Raw genomic sequence first — 19,210 nt, forward strand, 5'->3', positions numbered from 1 at the left:
GAGAGGGAGTCAACATAAGAAGGGATTGTACCGCCTCCTGCTGCGAAGTGTTATAACCCGCATCAAGCCTTTGGCGGTTCGGTACGGGCAAAGCTCTCGCGCTGAAAGAGCGTTTCTGCAAGCTTCACCAGCAATGGACGGTCGACGCACCAGCCGGGGGAAACGTGCCGGAAATTGAGATAACCGATGGCGCAGGCAATGGCTATCGTTGCCAGGTTCAGGCTATCGGGTTGAATTTTTCCCTCCCGGATAAGCTGTTCGCACCAGTCCAGGCTGCGGCTGATTTTTTCACGCTGGCGTAACAGTTCCGTTTCAGACTGCTGGGCGGCGGGTCTTGCCTGCTCGCGTACGGACGTTAACGCCGCATCCATAATACCGTCGGCCAGCGCTTCAATTTGCTTCATTGCCAGCGCCGCGTTTGGATCGGCCGGTAACATCGCCGGGGCCACGCCGAGCAGCTCGATGTACTCCGCAATAATGGGGGAATCAAACCAGTACTGGCCTTCGTCTGTTACCAGCGCCGGCACTTTTCCCAGCGGGTTGTACTGCGCCACACCGTTTTCAGCGTGATAAGGCTGTTCATTGACGAACTCGAATTCAATCCCTTTCTCCAGCAGGAGAATCGAGATTTTTCGCACGAAGGGACTGGTGTAGCTGCCGATAAGTTTCATTGCCTGATCCTTGATGCCGAAAAAAGTCAGTATGGATCAAGCGATGAAAAAAGGGCAGGTATGCGTGTCGCATTCCTGCCCTGAAGAGGTTAGTGATCGAGATAGAGGTAGTGCATCCAGCTGGTCATACGCAGCAGCACCTTACGCATTACCGAGACGTGAGCAAAGTGATCCGAATAGACCGCCACCTGAGCATAAATGCCGTCGGGCAGCGCATCGACATCAGCATTCGGCTCCAGCTCGATAGTGCCTAATACGCCATCGGTACCAGGGATCACGGTCAGCGACTGCAACGCACCCTGCGCCTGGTATGACCCCCCCGGCACCACCGGCAGAATACTGGTGAGCTTGCCGGAGAAGACCTGGCCCGGCAGCGCGTTGAAGACCACTTCCGCTTCGTCGCCCGGCTTCAGACGCAGCAGCGAGTTCTGACGGAACTGGGCCACAATCTGGCGTTTCTGTTCAGGAATAAAGACCATGACCGGGCGCAGCGGCAGCGCGGCAGCATAGGTCCCCGGACGAATCAGCACCTGCGTGATATAGCCATTGCTCGGCGCACGCACCACGGTCTGATCCAGGTTGTATTTCGCTTCAGCAAGCTGAGCACGCAGGGAAGCAACCTGGGATTGCTCACCGTTGACCATACTGTCTAACTGACTTTGTATTTGCGTCTGTTCAGCCACCGAGCCTTTTACCAGCGCATCCTGCGCCAGATAGTTTTGCCGTGCGTTGTCGATATCGCTTTCAGAGAACGGGTTAACCTTTGCCCGGCTGCCTTTCAGGTAGCGCTGGTAATCTTTATACAGGCGGTCACGTTCAGCGGACACGCGCGTGGTATTGGCGACCGCTTCCGCAAGCTGCGCTTTGAGATTGTCGATATTGTGCGTGGCGGTGACCAGGTCGGCCTGCAGTCTGTCGACGCGCGCCTGATAGCGGCCCGGATCAAGTTTAAATAACACTTCGCCTTTTTTAATTAGCTGGTTATTTTTATCGGTAACTTCACTCACTACCCCAGTAACCTGCGGCGTAATCGGAATGGAAATAACCGCTTTTTGCGCCGTAAAGGTATAGGGATGGTTATAGTTCATCAACAGGATAAGCCCGGCGACAATAAACACCCCACCTAATGTTGCGGTCGCGAGGGTCCACTGGTTTACCGGAATACGGAATATTTTAAAAATGGCCCATGCAAAGGCCACATAGGTCAAAATAATCAGCAGATCCATGATTAGTGCTCCAGCGTATTCTTGTCAGCCGTGGGAGATACTGCTGCCAGTTTTTGTTCTAATTCGGCCACACGTTTAGTCAGAGCATCCATACCCGGGACCTCATCAGGTTTTGAGATGTGGTTCTGCATCCCCCAGCCGCGATCTTCACGGTACAACGTGGCCCAAATCCACAGGAACGGCCAAATCGCATGGAGCGTAAACAGGCTAATCCATCCTGCCGTATGAATGGCATCCGCATGGGGATGATTCCGTTTTTTGGCCATATTATAAGGAATATCATGGATGGCGATGATTCCGTAAAAAAGAACCAGAAATACAAAAATCAATACGCCCAGCGCAAAATAGTTGAGAAACATATTCTCCTCACTTAAACAACGTCAACTCATTAAATTAATAAAACGGTACGCAACCTAATTAATTTTTTATAAATACGAGGTGTACTTATATTTCAGAGCCGGGGAGTATCGTTTTTTATAATATCTCCATGCAAGTTTATAAGCGTGTCAAAATATATCCTGAACAATAATAGACTTAACCTTACAATATGAGCGTAACGTACCTTATTGCTTTTCGCCATACCACACATGAAAAGTCATTTTTTAGCTTTATGTGTGACTTCATGACATCCTGGCGTTGAATCGCCAGGCAGAATTTGTCGCCGATCACATCCGGAGAATTCTGCATAAAAATTTTTTGTGAAATTAGTCACAATCCAGAAACAAACTCACGACAACCAAATGTGATTTACATCACAGAAGTGGGTGGTTTTTGCTTTATTTATCGCCATCGTATTTTTTTTATCCACTATTTTTGTGATGAAGATCACTTCATTTATGTCTGCACCCCCTACATTTACGTGATTCATATCACACAAATTTCCGTCGTCTGGACAGTTGAACGATTCAGTGCCAGATTTCACAGCATCAGAACAGGGCCCGGCTACCTCTGCCGCCTCATTAACAATAAACCTCGGGCCGCAAGCCTAAGCGTAAACAGAAGAAGGGGTGTTTTATGTCATCCGATTTCAAGATCAAAGTTCAAAGCTTTGGTCGTTTCCTCAGCAATATGGTGATGCCAAATATCGGCGCGTTTATCGCGTGGGGTATCATCACTGCGTTGTTCATTCCGACAGGGTGGTTGCCTAACGAAACGCTGGCGAAACTTGTTGGCCCAATGATTACCTACCTGCTGCCGCTGCTTATCGGGTTTACCGGTGGTCGTCTGGTGGGTGGAGACCGTGGTGGCGTTGTGGGTGCCATCACGACGATGGGGGTTATCGTCGGTGCGGATATGCCGATGTTCCTCGGTGCAATGATTGCGGGCCCTCTGGGCGGCTGGGCAATTAAGAAATTCGACGTCTGGGTTGATGGCAAGATCAAATCCGGCTTCGAAATGCTGGTGAACAACTTCTCTGCGGGCATCATCGGTATGATCCTCGCGATTCTGGCGTTCCTCGGTATTGGCCCTGCGGTTGAAGTGCTGTCCAAAGTTCTGGCGGCAGGCGTTAACTTCATGGTTGCGCACGACATGCTGCCGCTGGCGTCTATCTTTGTTGAACCGGCGAAAATCCTGTTCCTCAACAACGCCATTAACCACGGTATCTTCTCACCGCTGGGTATTCAGCAGTCTCATGACCTCGGCAAGTCCATCTTCTTCCTGATTGAAGCCAACCCGGGCCCGGGCATGGGTGTTCTGCTGGCGTACATGTTCTTTGGTCGCGGCAGTGCGAAACAGTCTGCGGGCGGCGCGGCTATCATCCACTTCCTGGGCGGTATCCACGAAATTTACTTCCCTTACGTGCTGATGAACCCACGTCTGATTCTGGCCGTTATCCTCGGCGGTATGACGGGCGTGTTCACCCTGAGCGTGCTGGGCGGTGGTCTGGTTTCTCCGGCCTCTCCAGGCTCCATCCTGGCGGTCCTGGCGATGACCCCGAAAGGTGCCTATTTCGCTAACATCGCAGCCATCTGTGCGGCAATGGCCGTCTCCTTCGTGGTCTCTTCTATCCTGCTGAAAACCAGCAAAGTGAAAGAAGATGACGATATCGAAGCGGCAACCCGTCGTATGCATGACATGAAAGCCGAATCAAAAGGCGCAACGCCGCTGGCGGCGGGCGATGTCTCTAACGACCTGAGCCACGTACGTAAAATCATCGTGGCCTGTGACGCGGGTATGGGTTCCAGCGCCATGGGTGCCGGCGTGCTACGTAAGAAAGTGCAGGATGCGGGTCTGACCAACATCTCCGTCACCAACAGCGCCATCAACAGCCTCCCTGCAGATGTTGACCTGGTGATTACGCACCGCGATCTAACCGAACGTGCGATGCGTCAGGTTCCTCAGGCACAGCACATTTCGCTGACCAACTTCCTGGACAGCGGCCTGTACACCAACCTGACCGAACGTCTGGTGGCCGCGCAGCGTCATGAAGATAACGAAGTCAAAGTCCGCGACAGCCTGAAAGACAGCTTTGACGCGAACGACAGCCACCTGTTCCGCCTGGGCGCAGAAAACATCTTCCTGGGCCGCACGGCGTCCCACAAGGAAGAGGCGATTCGCTTTGCCGGTGAACAGCTGGTGAAAGGCGGCTACGTGCAGCCTGAATACGTTGACGCGATGCTGGAGCGTGAAAAGCTGACCCCAACCTATCTGGGTGAATCCATTGCGGTTCCACACGGTACGGTTGAAGCGAAAGACCGCGTACTGAAAACCGGCGTGGTGTTCTGCCAGTATCCGGATGGTGTACGCTTCGGTGAAGAAGAAGACGACATCGCCCGCCTGGTGATTGGTATCGCCGCTCGCAATAACGAGCACATCCAGGTGATTACCAGCCTGACCAACGCGCTGGATGACGACTCTGTCATTGAACGTCTGGCCAACACCACCAGCGTGGAAGAAGTGCTGGCGCTGTTGAACAAGTAACGGAACCTCTTCCCTCTCCCCCTGTGGGGAGAGGGTTAGGGTGAGGGCAAAGCCTCACCCCAGCCCTCTCGGGTAAAAACATTGATTAAGGTTAATACTATGAAAGCATTACATTTTGGCGCAGGTAATATCGGTCGTGGCTTTATCGGTAAACTGCTGGCAGACGCAGGCATTACGCTGACATTCGCCGATGTGAATCAGGTAGTCCTGGATGCCCTGAATGCCCGTCATAGCTATCAGGTACACGTGGTAGGCGAAAACGAGCAGGTTGAGACGGTGTCTGGCGTTAATGCGGTAAGCAGCATTGGCGAAGACGTTATCGACCTCATCGCCAGTGTCGATCTGGTGACCACGGCCGTTGGTCCGGTGGTGCTTGAGCGCATTGCCCCTGCGGTGGCGAAAGGCCTGGCAAAACGTAAAGCGCAGGGCATCGACACACCGCTGAACATCATCGCCTGTGAAAACATGGTGCGCGGCACCACGCAGCTGAAAGGCCATGTGCTCGCCGCCGTCGCGGACGAAGATAAAGCCTGGGTGGAAGCGCACATCGGCTTTGTGGATTCCGCCGTTGACCGTATCGTTCCGCCATCAGAATCCGCCACCCACGATCCGCTGGAAGTGACCGTGGAAACCTTCAGCGAGTGGATCGTCGATAAAACCCAGTTTAAAGGCGCGCTGCCAACCATTCCGGGGATGGAATTAACCGATAACCTGATGGCCTTTGTCGAACGTAAACTCTTCACGCTGAACACCGGGCATGCTATAACCGCGTACCTCGGAAAATTGGCCGGTCATCAGACCATTCGTGACGCGATCCTCGATGAGAGCATCCGTGCGGTGGTTAAAGGGGCAATGGAAGAGAGCGGCGCGGTGCTGATCAAACGCTACGGTTTTGATGCTGAGAAACATGCAGCATACATCCAGAAAATCCTCGGTCGTTTTGAAAACCCGTATCTGAAAGATGACGTTGAGCGCGTAGGCCGTCAGCCACTGCGTAAACTGAGCGCGGGCGATCGCCTGATTAAACCGCTGCTGGGCACGCTGGAGTATGGTCTTGCGCACGCCAACCTGGTGAAAGGGATTGCCGCCGCGATGCATTACCGCAGCGAACAGGATCCACAGGCGCAGGAGCTGGCTCAGCTGATTAACGATAAAGGCCCGCAGGGTGCGCTGGCGCAGATCTCTGGTCTGGATGCCAACAGCGACGTGGTTGTGGAGGCGGTGAACGCTTACAACGCAATCAAATGATGCAGAGTGCGGCGCAGGATAGCCTGCGCCCAAATAACAGATTGTCAGATATGCAGGCAATAATGGAACAAACCCAGGCCTTTGAAAATCGTGTGCTTGAGCGTCTGAATGCTGGCAAAACCGTACGAAGTTTCCTGATTGCCGCCGTCGAGTTGCTAACCGAGGCGGTGAATATTCTGGTACTTCAGGTGTTTCGCAAAGACGACTACGCGGTAAAATATGCTGTAGAACCGTTACTGGACGGAGACGGACCGCTGGGCGATTTATCGGTACGTCTGAAGCTGATTTATGGTCTTGGCGTGTTGAACCGACAAGAGTATGAAGATGCCGAGCTGCTGATGGCGCTGCGCGAAGAGTTAAATCATGACGGTAATGAGTACACCTTTACCGATGATGAGATCCTTGGCCCCTTCGGCGAGCTACACTGCGTCACCGCGCTTCCCCCTGCTCCCCATTTTGATAACAGTGACCCTGAGCTATACGCGATGCAAAAGCTGCGTTATCAACAGGTTGTCCGTTCCACGATGGTCCTTTCCCTGACTGAGCTGATTTCCCGAATCAGCTTAAAAAAAGCGTTTCAGAAGTAAGCCTGCTCACATTGGTGTATCCTTCCCTGTAAATTCCCCGTTTTCAGAGTTATTTGTCATGAAAGAAGTCGAAAAGAACGAAATTAAACGCCTGAGCGACCGCCTGGATCTGATCCGCCACCAGATGGCTGGTCTCTCGCTGGTTGAGTCCGCCGAGAAATATGCCGAGCTGGAGAAAGAGAGTGAGAAGCTTGAAGCGGAAATCGAGCGTCTGCGCGAAGTCAAAGGCCAGAAGCTGAGCAACGAAGCCCAAAAGCTGTTGAGCATGCCGCACCGTCGCGCCATCACTAAAAAAGAGCAGGCCGACATGGGCAAGCTGAAGAAAAGCGTCCGTGGCCTGGTGGTGGTTCATCCCATGACCGAGCTTGGTCGCGAAATGGGTCTGAAAGAGATGACGGGTTTTTGTAAGACCGCGTTTTGATCGTCCCCCGCCCTCTCTCCCAGGCGAGAGGGCGAAAACCACACCGCGTCGCCCCCCTCACCGCTTAAAATTGGCCCAACCAATCTCCCGGTAATCACTTTCCTGGTTCACAATTCCACTAATTCCCCTCACAAAATCATTGCCGACTCATAACAACTGGTTAACCATTTATTGTCATTCACCCTACAACACAATATTGGCAGGACCACTTTTACACAGTTTGTGACGCAGAGATGAGCGGAGACTCACCCGCTACGCAGACTGTCTGGTCCTCAGGAGACCTGCATGAGCCTCTGGCAACAAAACTACGATCCGGCTGGCAATATCTGGCTGTCGAGCCTGATCGCATCGCTTCCGATCCTGTTCTTCTTCTTTGCGCTGATTAAGCTTAAGCTGAAGGGATACCTTGCCGCGACGTACACCGTTGCCATTGCGCTGATGGTGGCACTGTTCTTCTATAAAATGCCGGTCGATCGCGCGCTGGCCTCCGTCGTCTATGGTTTCTTCTACGGCCTGTGGCCGATTGCGTGGATCATTATCGCGGCGGTCTTTGTCTACAAAATCTCGGTGAAAACCGGGCAATTCGACATTATCCGCTCATCGATACTTTCCATTACTCCGGACCAGCGTCTGCAGATGCTGATTGTCGGTTTCTCCTTCGGGGCTTTTCTGGAAGGGGCGGCCGGGTTTGGCGCACCGGTTGCCATCACCGCGGCGCTGTTAGTCGGGCTGGGGTTCAATCCGCTTTACGCCGCAGGTCTTTGTCTGATCGTTAACACCGCGCCGGTGGCGTTTGGTGCGATGGGGATCCCGATTCTGGTCGCCGGGCAGGTCACCGGTCTGGACAGCTTTGAAATTGGCCAGATGGTTGGCCGTCAGCTGCCGTTCCTGACCATCATCGTGCTGTTCTGGATCATGGCGATTATGGATGGCTGGCGCGGCGTGAAAGAGACATGGCCTGCAGTGGTCGTCGCTGGCGGCTCGTTTGCCATTGCCCAGTATCTCAGCTCGAATTTCCTCGGCCCCGAATTGCCGGACATTATCTCTTCACTGGTGTCGCTGGTCTGCCTGACGCTGTTCCTGAAACGCTGGCAGCCAGTACGCATCTTCCGTTTCGCCGATATGGGTGCTTCACACGTCGATCAAACCCTGGCACGTACCGGTTATACCGCGGGACAAATCATTCGCGCATGGTCTCCGTTCCTGTTCCTGACCGCCACGGTTACGCTCTGGAGTATTCCACCGTTTAAGGCCCTGTTCGCACCGGGTGGCGCACTGTATGAGATGGTCATTAACATCTCCGTGCCGTTCCTCGACAAGATGGTCGCCCGTATGCCGCCCGTGGTGCACGCCGCCACGCCGTATGCCGCGGTGTATAAATTTGACTGGTTCTCAGCAACCGGCACCGCAATACTGTTTGCCGCTATCCTGTCTGTGGTGTGGTTACGCATGAAGCCAGCGGCTGCAGTACAGACTTTTGCGGCTACCATTAAGGAGCTGATGCTGCCGATCTACTCCATCGGCATGGTGCTGGCGTTCGCGTTTATCTCGAACTATTCCGGCCTGTCATCGACACTGGCGCTTGCGCTGGCGCATACCGGCCACGCCTTCACGTTCTTCTCGCCGTTCCTCGGCTGGCTGGGGGTGTTCCTGACCGGTTCAGATACCTCATCTAACGCCCTGTTTGCGGCCCTGCAGGCGACGGCAGCCCAGCAGATTGGCGTGTCGGACATCCTTCTGGTGGCCGCCAATACTACCGGCGGCGTGACCGGCAAGATGATCTCACCGCAATCCATCGCCATTGCCTGTGCGGCGGTGGGACTGGTCGGTAAAGAGTCGGACCTGTTCCGCTTTACCGTGAAACACAGCCTGATATTCACCTGTATGGTCGGGGTGATCACGACCCTGCAGGCCTATGTCTTAACCTGGATGATCCCATGATAGTCATGCCCAGACGCCTGTCCGACGAGATTGCCTCTCGCGTACGGGCGCTGATTGAAGAACAACAGCTGGAAGCGGGCATGAAATTGCCCGCCGAGCGCCAGTTCGCCGCCCAACTGGGTGTATCTCGTAACTCACTGCGCGAGGCGCTGGCGACGCTGGTCAGCGAAGGGGTACTGGTAAGCCGTCGGGGCGGCGGCACCTTTGTCCGCTGGCAGCACGATGACTGGTCCGAGCAAAACATCGTGCAGCCGCTTAAAACACTGATGGAAAACGACCCGGACTACAGCTTCGACATCATTGAAGCGCGGCACGCCATCGAAACCAGTACCGCCTGGCATGCGGCCATGCGGGCCACTGAAGCCGACAAAGAGAAGCTCAAAGCCTGCTTTGACGCCACCCAAAGCAGCGACCCGGACATCGCCTCGCAGGCGGACGTGCGGTTTCATCTGGCGATTGCCGAAGCATCGCACAACGTCGTTCTGCTCCAGACCATGCGCGGTTTCTTCGACCTGTTGCAATCCTCCGTGAAGCAGAGCCGCCAGCGTATGTATCTGGTCCCGCCGGTATTTGCCCAACTGACCGAACAGCACGAGGTGGTACTCAACGCCATTCTGGCCGGGGATGCTGAAGCCGCGCGCAAAGCGATGATGGCGCATCTGGGGTTCGTGCACACCACCATTAAACGATTCGATGAAGATCAGGCCCGACAGGCGCGTATTACCCGTCTGCCTGGCGACAGTGATATTTCCAGGGAGAACAAAGCATGATTATTTCAGCAGCCAGTGACTATCGCGCCGCGGCGCAGCGCATTTTGCCGCCGTTCCTGTTCCACTATATCGACGGTGGGGCATATGCCGAATACACCCTGCGCCGCAACGTGGAAGATCTGTCGGAAGTGGCGCTGCGCCAGCGCGTGCTGAAAGATATGTCTGAGCTGAGCCTTGAGACAACGCTGTTTAACGAAACGCTTTCCATGCCGGTGGCCCTTGCACCAGTCGGTTTGTGCGGCATGTACGCCCGCCGGGGTGAAGTCCAGGCGGCAGGGGCAGCGGATGCTAAAGGTATTCCGTTTACCCTCTCCACCGTCTCCGTCTGCCCGATTGAAGAAGTGGCCCCGACCCTCCAGCGTCCGATGTGGTTCCAGCTGTACGTCCTGCGCGATCGCGGCTTTATGCGCAACGCGCTGGAGCGTGCCAAAGCCGCGGGCTGTTCAACGCTGGTCTTTACCGTTGATATGCCGACGCCTGGCGCCCGTTACCGCGATGCCCACTCCGGGATGAGCGGCCCAAATGCTGCCCTGCGTCGCTACTGGCAGGCGGTAACGCACCCGCAATGGGCCTGGGATGTCGGTGTGAATGGTCGCCCGCACGATCTGGGGAATATCTCGGCCTATCTCGGTAAACCCACCGGGCTGGAAGATTACATCGGCTGGCTGGCGAATAATTTCGATCCGTCCATCTCGTGGAAAGACCTGGAGTGGATCCGCGAATTCTGGGACGGCCCGATGGTGATCAAAGGGATCCTCGACCCGGAAGATGCCCGCGATGCCGTGCGCTTTGGCGCTGACGGTATTGTGGTCTCTAACCACGGCGGACGTCAGCTTGACGGGGTACTCTCTTCCGCACGCGCACTGCCGGCGATTGCCGATGCGGTGAAAGGTGATATCGCTATCCTCGCCGACAGCGGTATCCGCAACGGGCTTGACGTGGTGCGTATGATTGCCCTTGGCGCAGACAGCGTATTGCTCGGACGCGCATATCTTTATGCACTGGCTACGGCTGGTCAGGCAGGGGTGGCGAATCTGCTCAACCTGATCGAAAAAGAGATGAAAGTGGCGATGACGTTGACCGGCGCAAAAACGATTCGCGAAATCAGCAAGGACTCCCTGGTGCAGGAGTTGGGTAAATTACCCGCCGCACTGGCACCGCTTGCCCAGGGTGACGCAGCCTGACGCCCGTCTGATACCCCTTCCCCCTCTCCTCGCGTCCGAACTCCCCTCGGGCGCTTTTTTTTGTCAAAAATAACATCCAGGTAACATATTGGATAAGAAAATTTGACATACCTGTGCCGCACGCAATTGTATAGACAAGCAAATACAAGAACACAAAAACACCATAACATCAGAGGGGAGCGTATGAGATATTCAGGTCAGGTGGATATTCAGCAGGTGATCGACGACAGTCCCTTTTCCGGGTTTCACTGGGTGCTCATCGTGCTGGGCTTTCTGGTGCTGGCGATCGATGGTTTCGATACCGCAGCAATGGGCTACATTGCGCCCACGCTGTCGGCGGAATGGGGCATACACAAACAGGATCTGGGACCGGTACTGAGCGCAGCACTGCTCGGGCTGTCGCTGGGAGCACTGGTCGCAGGCCCGGTATCGGACCGGATAGGCCGCAAGCGCGTACTGGTCTTTTCTTGTCTGTTCTTCGGCCTTTCAAGCCTGGGGACGGCCTGGGCACAAAGCCTTAACACCCTGACGCTATGGCGGTTTCTGACGGGCCTGGGGCTGGGTGCCGCCATGCCGAACGCCATCACCCTCATCTCAGAGTTTGCCCCTCAGCGCTGTCGCGCCATGGCGATTAATACCATGTACTGCGGCTTCCCGCTGGGCGCGGCCGGCGGTGGGGCGATATCGTCCTGGCTTATCCCGCATCATGGCTGGCGAAGCGTACTGCTGACCGGCGCGATAGCACCGCTGATATTAACGCTGCTGCTGATGCTGTTTTTACCGGAATCGGTGAAATACCTGGTGCAGCGCGGGAAAGACGTGATGCAGATCCGCCGTATCGCCAGCCGTTTCGCCCGCACGACCCTCGATGGCGTCACCGGTTTCTTCCTTGCAGAGGATCGGGTCGCCGCCAAAAAAGGGAGCGTAGCACAGCTGTTTTCACAGCCCTGGCTGCCCGGCACCCTGATGCTATGGGTAACCTATTTTATGGGGCTGGTGATTTATTACGTCCTGCTTAGCTGGATGCCGACACTGATGCTGGGGATGGGCTATCCCCTCGCGGAATCCGCATGGCTCACCTCGCTGTTCACCTTCGGCGGTACCGCAGGCATCCTTCTCGCGGGCTGGATGATGGATCGCTGGGAGGCACACAAAGTGGTCGCAGGTGGCTTTGTCCTGACCATGCTGCTCATTCTGGCGCTCGGCATTGAACATAACCATATCGCCCTGTTTGGCGGCTTGATTTTCCTGATGGGGATCGCGATGAACGGCGCACAATCGGGAATGCAGACGCTGGCAGCCACCTTTTATCCTACCGAGTGTCGCGCAACGGGCATTGCCTGGATGCAGGGCATTGGCCGCTTTGGTGGCGTGGCGGGCACCATGACCAGCGCGCAGCTTCTCTCCATGCAGTGGCAGGCAGACAGCATTTTGATGATCCTTAGCCTGCCCGCCCTGCTGGCGGCCGCGGCAACCTTCTACAAAATGCTGCGTTGCCGCTCGCAGGATCTCGGCGTCGCATAAGCGGCCCGGTTTCTGCTATTCTGCCCCCGCAATTAAGGGGGCAGCATGCTTAACATCGTTTTATTCGAACCAGAAATTCCGCCGAATACCGGCAATATTATCCGCCTGTGCGCCAACACCGGTTTTCGTCTGCATATCATCGAGCCGATGGGTTTTACGTGGGACGACAAACGTCTGCGCCGCGCGGGGCTGGATTATCATGAATTTACGGCCGTGGTTCGCCATCATGATTACGCCGCGTTTCTGGAAAGCGAAAACCCACAGCGCATGTTCGCCCTGACCACCAAAGGTACGCCGGCACATAGCGCCGTGCGCTATCAGGACGGTGATTATCTGATGTTTGGCCCGGAAACGCGCGGCCTGCCGGCCACCATTCTTGATGCCCTGCCCGCTGAGCAGAAGATTCGTATTCCGATGATGCCGGACAGCCGCAGCATGAACCTGTCAAATGCGGTGTCGGTGGTGGTGTATGAAGCATGGCGCCAGCTGGGATACCCGGGCGCCATTCTCAGAAGTTAAATACCGTCACCATACTCAAACGTATGGTGAATACCGTTGAAGTGCTGATCCATATCCATCGACGGTTTGTCGCTGTCTGGTTTACCGACAATACGAGCCGGTACGCCAGCGGCGGTCGTGTGCGGCGGAACAGGCTGCAGAACAACCGAACCGGCGCCAATCTTCGCACCACGACCCACTTCGATGTTGCCGAGGATCTTGGCGCCCGCGCCAATCATCACCCCTTCACGGATTTTCGGATGGCGATCCCCGCTGGTTTTACCGGTACCGCCTAACGTGACCGACTGCAGAATCGAAACGTCATCTTCAATCACCGCGGTTTCACCGACGACAATGCCGGTGGCATGGTCTAGCATGATCCCGCGGCCAATTTTCGCGGCCGGGTGAATATCCACCTGGAAGGTCACGGAAACCTGGTTTTGCAGGAAGATAGCCAGCGCGCGGCGGCCTTCATTCCACAGCCAGTGGCCGATGCGATACGCCTGCAAGGCATGAAAGCCCTTCAGATACAGCAACGGCGTAGAGTATTTGTCCACCGCCGGGTCACGCGTGCGCACGGCCTGGATATCACAGGCAGCAGAAGCGATCATTTCAGGGTCAGCGGCATAGGCCTCTTCCACCACTTCACGAATGGCGATGGCGGGCATAATCGAGGAAGCCAGTTTATTGGCGAGCATATAGCTCAGGGCGCTGCCGAGGTTTTCGTGCTTGAGTAGCGTCGCATGATAGAAACTGGCCAGCATTGGCTCGCAGTCAGCCAAAGCCCGGGCTTCAGCTTTAATATTGTTCCAGACTATATCCAGTTCTTCACACGGCATTGCTTACTCCAGACGACATGTTAATGACCGGCCAGTTCTGTGCTGGCCGGGTCATAGTGCTAACAAGAATCCCTGCGACTAGTTACTGCTGCGCTCATCCTTGCGCGAACGACCTAATAAGGTCAATGCTGCCTCGCGCGCATTTTTTCCGCAATACAATACCTGATAAATTTCCTCGGTTATTGGCATTTCGACACCAAAACGGTGCGCCAATTCGCGAACTTCTTTGGTATTGCGATAGCCTTCAACCACCTGACCAATCTTCTCCTGCGCGCCTTTCACATCCATGCCCTCACCGAGCATCATGCCAAAGCGGCGGTTACGGGACTGGTTGTCGGTACAGGTCAGCACCAGATCGCCCAGGCCCGCCATGCCCATGAAGGTGGTCGGATCGGCACCCAGTGCTGCGCCAAGGCGGGACATCTCGGTTAAGCCGCGCGTAATCAGTGCGGTACGTGCGTTGGCACCAAAGCCAATCCCGTCGGACATTCCGGCGCCGATCGCAATCACGTTTTTCACCGCACCGCCCAGCTGTACGCCGATAAAATCGGGGTTGCTGTAAACACGGAAGCTTTTGCCGCAGTGCAGCAGATGCTGAAGATCGTCGGAGAAGGCCTGATCGGTTGATGCCAGCGAGATCGCCGTCGGCAGGCCAGCGGCCAGCTCTTTAGCAAACGTCGGCCCCGAGATAACCGCCAGCGGGATGTCATCACCCAGCGCTTCGCGGGCGACATCCTGCAACAGGCGTCCGGTTTCGGCTTCCAGCCCTTTGGTGGCCCATACAATGCGCGCATCAGGGCGCATCAGCGGCTTGATCTGACGCAGCACTTCGCCAAACACATGGCTCGGCACCACAATCAGAATGTTGCGGCTGGCCGCCAGCGCGGTCGCAAGGTCACTTTCAAGGTGCAGGGAGTCTGGGAACGGAACGTCCGGGAGGAACGCCACGTTGCAACGGTCGCGTTGCAGCGTCGCGATATGTTTTGGGTCGTGGCCCCAGAGAACCACTTCGTGACCATTTCTTGCCAGCGTGATGGCAAGAGCGGTGCCGTATGAGCCGGCACCGATCACAGTCATTGACGCATTAAGATTGCTCATCAGGCATCCTGATGTTGTTCAGTACCTTCGCCAGCTTGCTGCTGCAGATAGTTCATGAACAGCGCATCAAAGTTAACTGGCGCAAGGTTCAGTTGCGGGAATGTACCGCGAGAAACCAGGCTGGTGATGCATTCGCGAGCATACGGGAACAGAATGTTCGGGCAGTATGCACCCAGGCAGTGCGCCATCTGGTTGCCTTCGATGCCGCCGATGGAGAAGATGCCGCCCTGCTGAACTTCACACAGGAATGCAGTCTCTTCGCCCAGAGAGGCAGTAACAGTCACACGCAGTACGACTTCATACACGTCATCCGCCAGTTGGGTAGATGCGGTATCAAGATCAAGTTTAACCTCTGGCTGCCAATCTTTCTGGAAAACGTGTGGCGCATTTGGCGCTTCGAAAGAGACATCCTTGGTGTAGATACGCTGGATCTGGAAAGTCATTTCGGTGTTGTTTTGTTCTGACATGGAAAAACCCTTTTTAATTGTCCTAAAGTCTCTTAGCTCAGCAGCGGATCGAGTCCACCACGGGCATCGAGCGCATACAAGTCATCACAGCCGCCAATGTGCTGCGCATCAATAAAAATCTGCGGAACCGTCGTACGACCACTACGTTGGATCATCTCTTCGCGTTTAATCGCGTCACCGTCAATCGGCAGTTCTTTGAACGCTACGCCTTTGCTGTTCAGAAGCGCTTTTGCACGGTGGCAGAACGGGCACGTTGCTTTGGTGTAGATCTCGATATTGGCCATTACTGAACTCCTTATTTACCGCGAACCAAAGGAAGATTTTCCCCGCTCCAGCCGGAAATACCTTCTTTCAGAACCGTTACGTTTTCGAAGCCTGCTTTATGCAGCGCGCTGGCAGATTCCTGCGCCTGCATTCCGGTCGCGTCAACAACGATAATCGGCTGGGCTTTATGTTTCTCAAGCTCACCAACGTTGTTTGCTTTGATTTCAGCAGGTAACAGGTTGATAGCACCAGCAATGTGACCTTTACGGAAATCGTCACGCTGACGCAGATCGACCACGACGGCATCTTCTTTGTTAATCAGACGCGTCGCTTCACCACGGGTGATAACCTTAATCTTAGACGTCAGGCCTTTAAATGTGGTGAACAGCACAGCAGCCAGCAGGCCAATCCACGCGATGCTCAGAACCGGATGGCGGCTAACGAATTGCATAATTTCTTGCATGGAGGGTAACTACTCCGACTTAGTGATTAAAAAAACCAGGACAGGAGTATACCTGTGCGTTGTGGCAAATACAGCCAGCGACCATAACCTAATCCATTTTCTGAGGCCTGCCACCTAAAAAATTGCCTCAAAAGCGTCCGCTAAGCACCTTGCCCCTGCGCTTTCTTTGATCTTCTGCGGCTATTTGATCGATTCAGCTGTAGTAAAATTACGCAAATTTTGACTCTTGAGCATGAGGTTGTCGCAATGTCGGTTTCTAAAAAACCTATGGTACTGGTGATTCTGGATGGCTATGGCTACCGTGAAGATCAACAGGATAACGCCATTTTCAACGCCAAAACGCCGGTGATGGACGCGCTGTGGGCAAAACGTCCCCACACCCTGATTGATGCGTCCGGGCTGGAAGTGGGTCTGCCAGATCGTCAGATGGGCAACTCCGAAGTTGGCCACGTAAACCTGGGTGCAGGTCGTATCGTGTATCAGGACCTGACGCGTCTGGACGTTGAAATCAAAGAACGTACCTTCTTCAACAACCCAGTACTTTGCGGCGCGGTGGACAGAGCCGTGGCGGCCGGTAAAGCAGTTCATATCATGGGTCTGCTCTCCGCCGGTGGCGTACACAGCCACGAAGATCACATCATGGCGATGGTTGAACTGGCGGCTGAGCGCGGCGCAGAAAAAATCTATCTGCACGCTTTCCTGGACGGTCGTGATACGCCACCACGCAGCGCAAAAGGTTCACTGGCCTCCTTCGAAAACAAATTCGCCGCGCTTGGCAAAGGACGTGTGGCCTCTATCATCGGGCGCTACTACGCAATGGACCGCGACAACCGTTGGGATCGCGTTGAACAGGCCTATGACCTGATGACGCTGGCAAAAGGTGAATTCCAGTTCGCGACCGCGGTGGAAGGTCTGGAAGCCGCTTACGCGCGTGATGAAAACGATGAATTCGTGAAAGCAACCGTCATTCGTGCTGAAGGCCAGGCTGATGCCGCCATGGAAGACGGCGATGCGCTGATCTTCATGAACTTCCGTGCTGACCGCGCGCGTGAAATCACCCGTGCGTTCGTGAACAGTGATTTCGACGGTTTCACCCGTAAGAAAGTGGTGAAGATCGACTTTATTCAGCTGACCGAATACGCCGCTGACATCAATGCGCCATGCGCTTATCCACCCGCATCACTGGCCAATACCTTCGGTGAGTGGATGGCGAAGAACGACAAAACACAGCTGCGTATCTCCGAAACCGAGAAATATGCCCACGTCACCTTCTTCTTTAACGGCGGTGTTGAAGAGCCGTTCAAAGGCGAAGATCGCATTCTGATTAACTCACCCAAAGTGGCCACCTACGATCTGCAGCCAGAAATGAGCTCTGCCGAGCTGACTGAAAAACTGGTTGCGGCAATCGAAAGCGGCAAATACGACACCATCATCTGTAACTACCCGAACGGCGACATGGTGGGTCATACCGGCGTGATGGAAGCCGCCGTAAAAGCGGTTGAAGCGCTGGATCACTGTGTTGAGCAGGTCGCGAAAGCGGTTGAATCCGTTGGTGGCCAGCTGCTGATCACCGCTGACCACGGTAACGCAGAACAGATGCGCGACCCGGCAACCGGCCAGGCGCACACGGCTCACACCAACCTGCCTGTTCCGCTGATTTATGTGGGTGATAAATCACTGAAAGCAGTGGAAGGCGGCAAGCTTTCCGACATCGCGCCAACCATGTTGTCGCTGATGGGCATGGAGATCCCTGAAGAGATGACTGGTAAGCCGCTGTTCATCGTGGAATAATCGCTCCCCATGAGGGGAAAGGCGATTTTTTCAATCACATGGGTCGTGAAGCCGCTTAGGTTATCAGTCAGACCTCTGCTTTGCGCCAGCGCACTCAGCGCTGGCGTATTGCTGTGCGCCGCATCCGCCCACGCGGATGACCGTGACCAGCTGAAATCCATTCAGGCCGATATCGCCGCGAAAGAGCGTGCGGTACGCCAGCAACAGCAACAACGCTCTGCTCTGCTCGCTCAGCTTAAGCAGCAGGAAGAAGCCATCTCCGCTGCCGCACGTAAATTACGTGAAACGCAAAACACCCTCGCCCAGTTGAATAAACAGATCGACGAAATGAACGCGTCGATTGCCAAACTGGAACGCCAGCGTGATGCCCAGGAACGCAACCTTGCCGCACAGCTTGATGCTGCTTTCCGCCAGGGTGAGCACACGGGCCTTCAGTTGATCCTCAGCGGTGAAGAGAGCCAGCGCGGTCAGCGTCTGCAGGCCTACTTTGGTTATCTGAACCAGGCGCGTCAGGAGACTATCGCGCAGCTGAAACAGACGCGCGAAGAGGTCACCACGCAAAAAGCCGAGCTCGAAGAGAAGCAGAGCCAGCAACAGACGCTGCTCTACGAACAGCAGGCGCAACAAGCGAAGCTCGAGCAGGCCCGCAACGAGCGCAAGAAAACCCTTTCCGGTCTCGAGTCCTCAATTCAGCAAGGCCAAAGCCAGCTGAGCGAAATGCGCGCCAACGAATCGAAACTGCGTAACAGTATCGCCCGCGCGGAAGCGGCGGCGAAAGCGCGCGCCGAAAAAGAGGCCCGCGAAGCGCAGGCCGTACGCGACAAGCAGCAGGAAGCCTCACGCAAAGGTACGACCTACAAGCCAAGCGAAAGCGAACGCTCCCTGATGTCACGTACCGGCGGTTTAGGCTCCCCTCGTGGTCAGGCTTACTGGCCCGTGCGCGGTACAATTCTGCATCGCTATGGCGAACAGCTGCAGGGTGAACTACGTTGGAAAGGGATAGTTATCGGTGCGTCTGAAGGTAGCGAAGTAAAAGCCATCGCCGATGGCCGTGTGATTCTGGCCGACTGGCTGCAAGGTTACGGGCTTGTGGTAGTGGTGGAACACGGTAAAGGCGATATGAGCCTTTACGGCTACAACCAGAGCGCACTGGTCAGCGTTGGTACTCAAGTGCGCGCCGGCCAACCCATCGCCCTCGTGGGCAGCAGTGGCGGTCAGGGCCGCCCGTCACTCTATTTCGAAATTCGTCGCCAGGGTCAGGCGGTCAATCCACAGCCGTGGTTGGGAAGATAAGTT

General features: G+C 55.2%; 19 protein-coding genes. 11 read left to right on the top strand and 8 right to left on the bottom strand.

Going from position 1 to position 19,210, the window contains the following annotated elements; all coding sequences use genetic code 11:
- Positions 1–62: 62 nt before the first annotated feature.
- The 3 genes from QMG44_RS16815 to QMG44_RS16825 form a co-directional block, all read right to left on the bottom strand.
- Positions 63–671 carry a glutathione S-transferase gene (locus QMG44_RS16815; RefSeq protein WP_014168092.1) on the bottom strand — a complete coding sequence of 203 codons (609 nt, stop codon included), beginning with the start codon at positions 669–671 and terminating at the stop codon, positions 63–65.
- 89 nt (positions 672–760) lie between these two features.
- Positions 761–1,897, bottom strand: a complete 1,137-nt coding sequence (locus QMG44_RS16820) for an HlyD family secretion protein (protein ID WP_014168091.1) — start codon at positions 1,895–1,897, stop codon at positions 761–763.
- 2 nt (positions 1,898–1,899) lie between these two features.
- Entirely contained in the window at positions 1,900–2,256 is a 357-nt protein-coding gene (locus tag QMG44_RS16825; RefSeq protein ID WP_086533310.1) for a DUF3302 domain-containing protein, read from the bottom strand.
- A gap of 655 nt (positions 2,257–2,911) precedes the next feature.
- Between QMG44_RS16825 and QMG44_RS16830 the strand changes: the two genes are divergently transcribed.
- The 9 genes from QMG44_RS16830 to trmL all read left to right on the top strand — a co-directional run bounded on the left by QMG44_RS16830 (position 2,912) and on the right by trmL (position 13,013).
- A complete protein-coding gene (locus QMG44_RS16830) occupies positions 2,912–4,819 on the top strand; it encodes a PTS mannitol transporter subunit IICBA (protein ID WP_014168089.1) in 1,908 nt (635 codons plus the stop codon).
- A 99-nt stretch (positions 4,820–4,918) separates the two neighbouring features.
- Positions 4,919–6,067, top strand: a complete 1,149-nt coding sequence (gene mtlD, locus QMG44_RS16835; protein WP_025206445.1) for a mannitol-1-phosphate 5-dehydrogenase — start codon at positions 4,919–4,921, stop codon at positions 6,065–6,067.
- On the top strand, positions 6,067–6,654 hold the full coding sequence (gene mtlR, locus QMG44_RS16840) for a mannitol operon repressor MtlR (RefSeq protein ID WP_025206446.1): 588 nt from the start codon (positions 6,067–6,069) through the stop codon (positions 6,652–6,654). Before mtlD ends, mtlR begins: the two co-directional genes overlap by 1 nt.
- A gap of 58 nt (positions 6,655–6,712) precedes the next feature.
- Positions 6,713–7,075, top strand: coding sequence for a YibL family ribosome-associated protein (locus tag QMG44_RS16845; protein WP_014168086.1), 363 nt, complete (start codon positions 6,713–6,715; stop codon positions 7,073–7,075).
- 285 nt (positions 7,076–7,360) lie between these two features.
- Positions 7,361–9,016 carry an L-lactate permease gene (gene lldP, locus QMG44_RS16850; RefSeq protein WP_032680001.1) on the top strand — a complete coding sequence of 552 codons (1,656 nt, stop codon included), beginning with the start codon at positions 7,361–7,363 and terminating at the stop codon, positions 9,014–9,016.
- Positions 9,013–9,786 (top strand): transcriptional regulator LldR, encoded by a 774-nt coding sequence (lldR, locus tag QMG44_RS16855; protein WP_086533107.1) that lies wholly within the window; start codon positions 9,013–9,015, stop codon positions 9,784–9,786. The genes lldP and lldR overlap by 4 nt, the downstream gene beginning before the upstream one ends.
- On the top strand, positions 9,783–10,970 hold the full coding sequence (gene lldD / locus QMG44_RS16860; RefSeq protein WP_014168083.1) for an FMN-dependent L-lactate dehydrogenase LldD: 1,188 nt from the start codon (positions 9,783–9,785) through the stop codon (positions 10,968–10,970). Before lldR ends, lldD begins: the two co-directional genes overlap by 4 nt.
- A gap of 183 nt (positions 10,971–11,153) precedes the next feature.
- Entirely contained in the window at positions 11,154–12,494 is a 1,341-nt protein-coding gene (locus QMG44_RS16865) for an aromatic acid/H+ symport family MFS transporter (protein ID WP_047954885.1), read from the top strand.
- A 45-nt stretch (positions 12,495–12,539) separates the two neighbouring features.
- Positions 12,540–13,013 carry a tRNA (uridine(34)/cytosine(34)/5-carboxymethylaminomethyluridine(34)-2'-O)-methyltransferase TrmL gene (trmL, locus tag QMG44_RS16870; protein ID WP_014168081.1) on the top strand — a complete coding sequence of 158 codons (474 nt, stop codon included), beginning with the start codon at positions 12,540–12,542 and terminating at the stop codon, positions 13,011–13,013.
- Here the strand turns inward: trmL and cysE are convergent.
- The 5 genes from cysE to QMG44_RS16895 all read right to left on the bottom strand — a co-directional run bounded on the left by cysE (position 13,010) and on the right by QMG44_RS16895 (position 16,123).
- Positions 13,010–13,831: a serine O-acetyltransferase gene (cysE, locus tag QMG44_RS16875; RefSeq protein ID WP_008502718.1), complete on the bottom strand. Its 822-nt coding sequence runs from the start codon at positions 13,829–13,831 to the stop codon at positions 13,010–13,012. The two genes, trmL and cysE, sit on opposite strands and share 4 nt — an antisense overlap.
- Positions 13,832–13,909: 78 nt before the next feature.
- Positions 13,910–14,929: an NAD(P)H-dependent glycerol-3-phosphate dehydrogenase gene (gene gpsA, locus QMG44_RS16880; protein WP_086533106.1), complete on the bottom strand. Its 1,020-nt coding sequence runs from the start codon at positions 14,927–14,929 to the stop codon at positions 13,910–13,912.
- Positions 14,929–15,396 carry a protein-export chaperone SecB gene (gene secB / locus QMG44_RS16885; protein WP_014168079.1) on the bottom strand — a complete coding sequence of 156 codons (468 nt, stop codon included), beginning with the start codon at positions 15,394–15,396 and terminating at the stop codon, positions 14,929–14,931. Before secB ends, gpsA begins: the two co-directional genes overlap by 1 nt.
- A 32-nt stretch (positions 15,397–15,428) precedes the next feature.
- Complete coding sequence (grxC, locus tag QMG44_RS16890; protein ID WP_014168078.1) at positions 15,429–15,680, bottom strand: glutaredoxin 3; 252 nt, start codon at positions 15,678–15,680, stop codon at positions 15,429–15,431.
- Between the two features lie 11 nt (positions 15,681–15,691).
- Positions 15,692–16,123 carry a rhodanese-like domain-containing protein gene (locus QMG44_RS16895; protein ID WP_014168077.1) on the bottom strand — a complete coding sequence of 144 codons (432 nt, stop codon included), beginning with the start codon at positions 16,121–16,123 and terminating at the stop codon, positions 15,692–15,694.
- A gap of 246 nt (positions 16,124–16,369) precedes the next feature.
- On the opposite strand from QMG44_RS16895, the gene gpmM reads away from it, so the two are divergent.
- A complete protein-coding gene (gene gpmM, locus QMG44_RS16900) occupies positions 16,370–17,914 on the top strand; it encodes a 2,3-bisphosphoglycerate-independent phosphoglycerate mutase (protein WP_020882671.1) in 1,545 nt (514 codons plus the stop codon).
- Between the two features lie 33 nt (positions 17,915–17,947).
- Entirely contained in the window at positions 17,948–19,207 is a 1,260-nt protein-coding gene (envC, locus tag QMG44_RS16905; protein WP_025206449.1) for a murein hydrolase activator EnvC, read from the top strand.
- Positions 19,208–19,210 lie beyond the last annotated feature (3 nt).

This window comes from Enterobacter sp. 200527-13 (assembly GCF_027924865.1).
Taxonomy (GTDB): Bacteria; Pseudomonadota; Gammaproteobacteria; order Enterobacterales; family Enterobacteriaceae; genus Enterobacter; species Enterobacter ludwigii.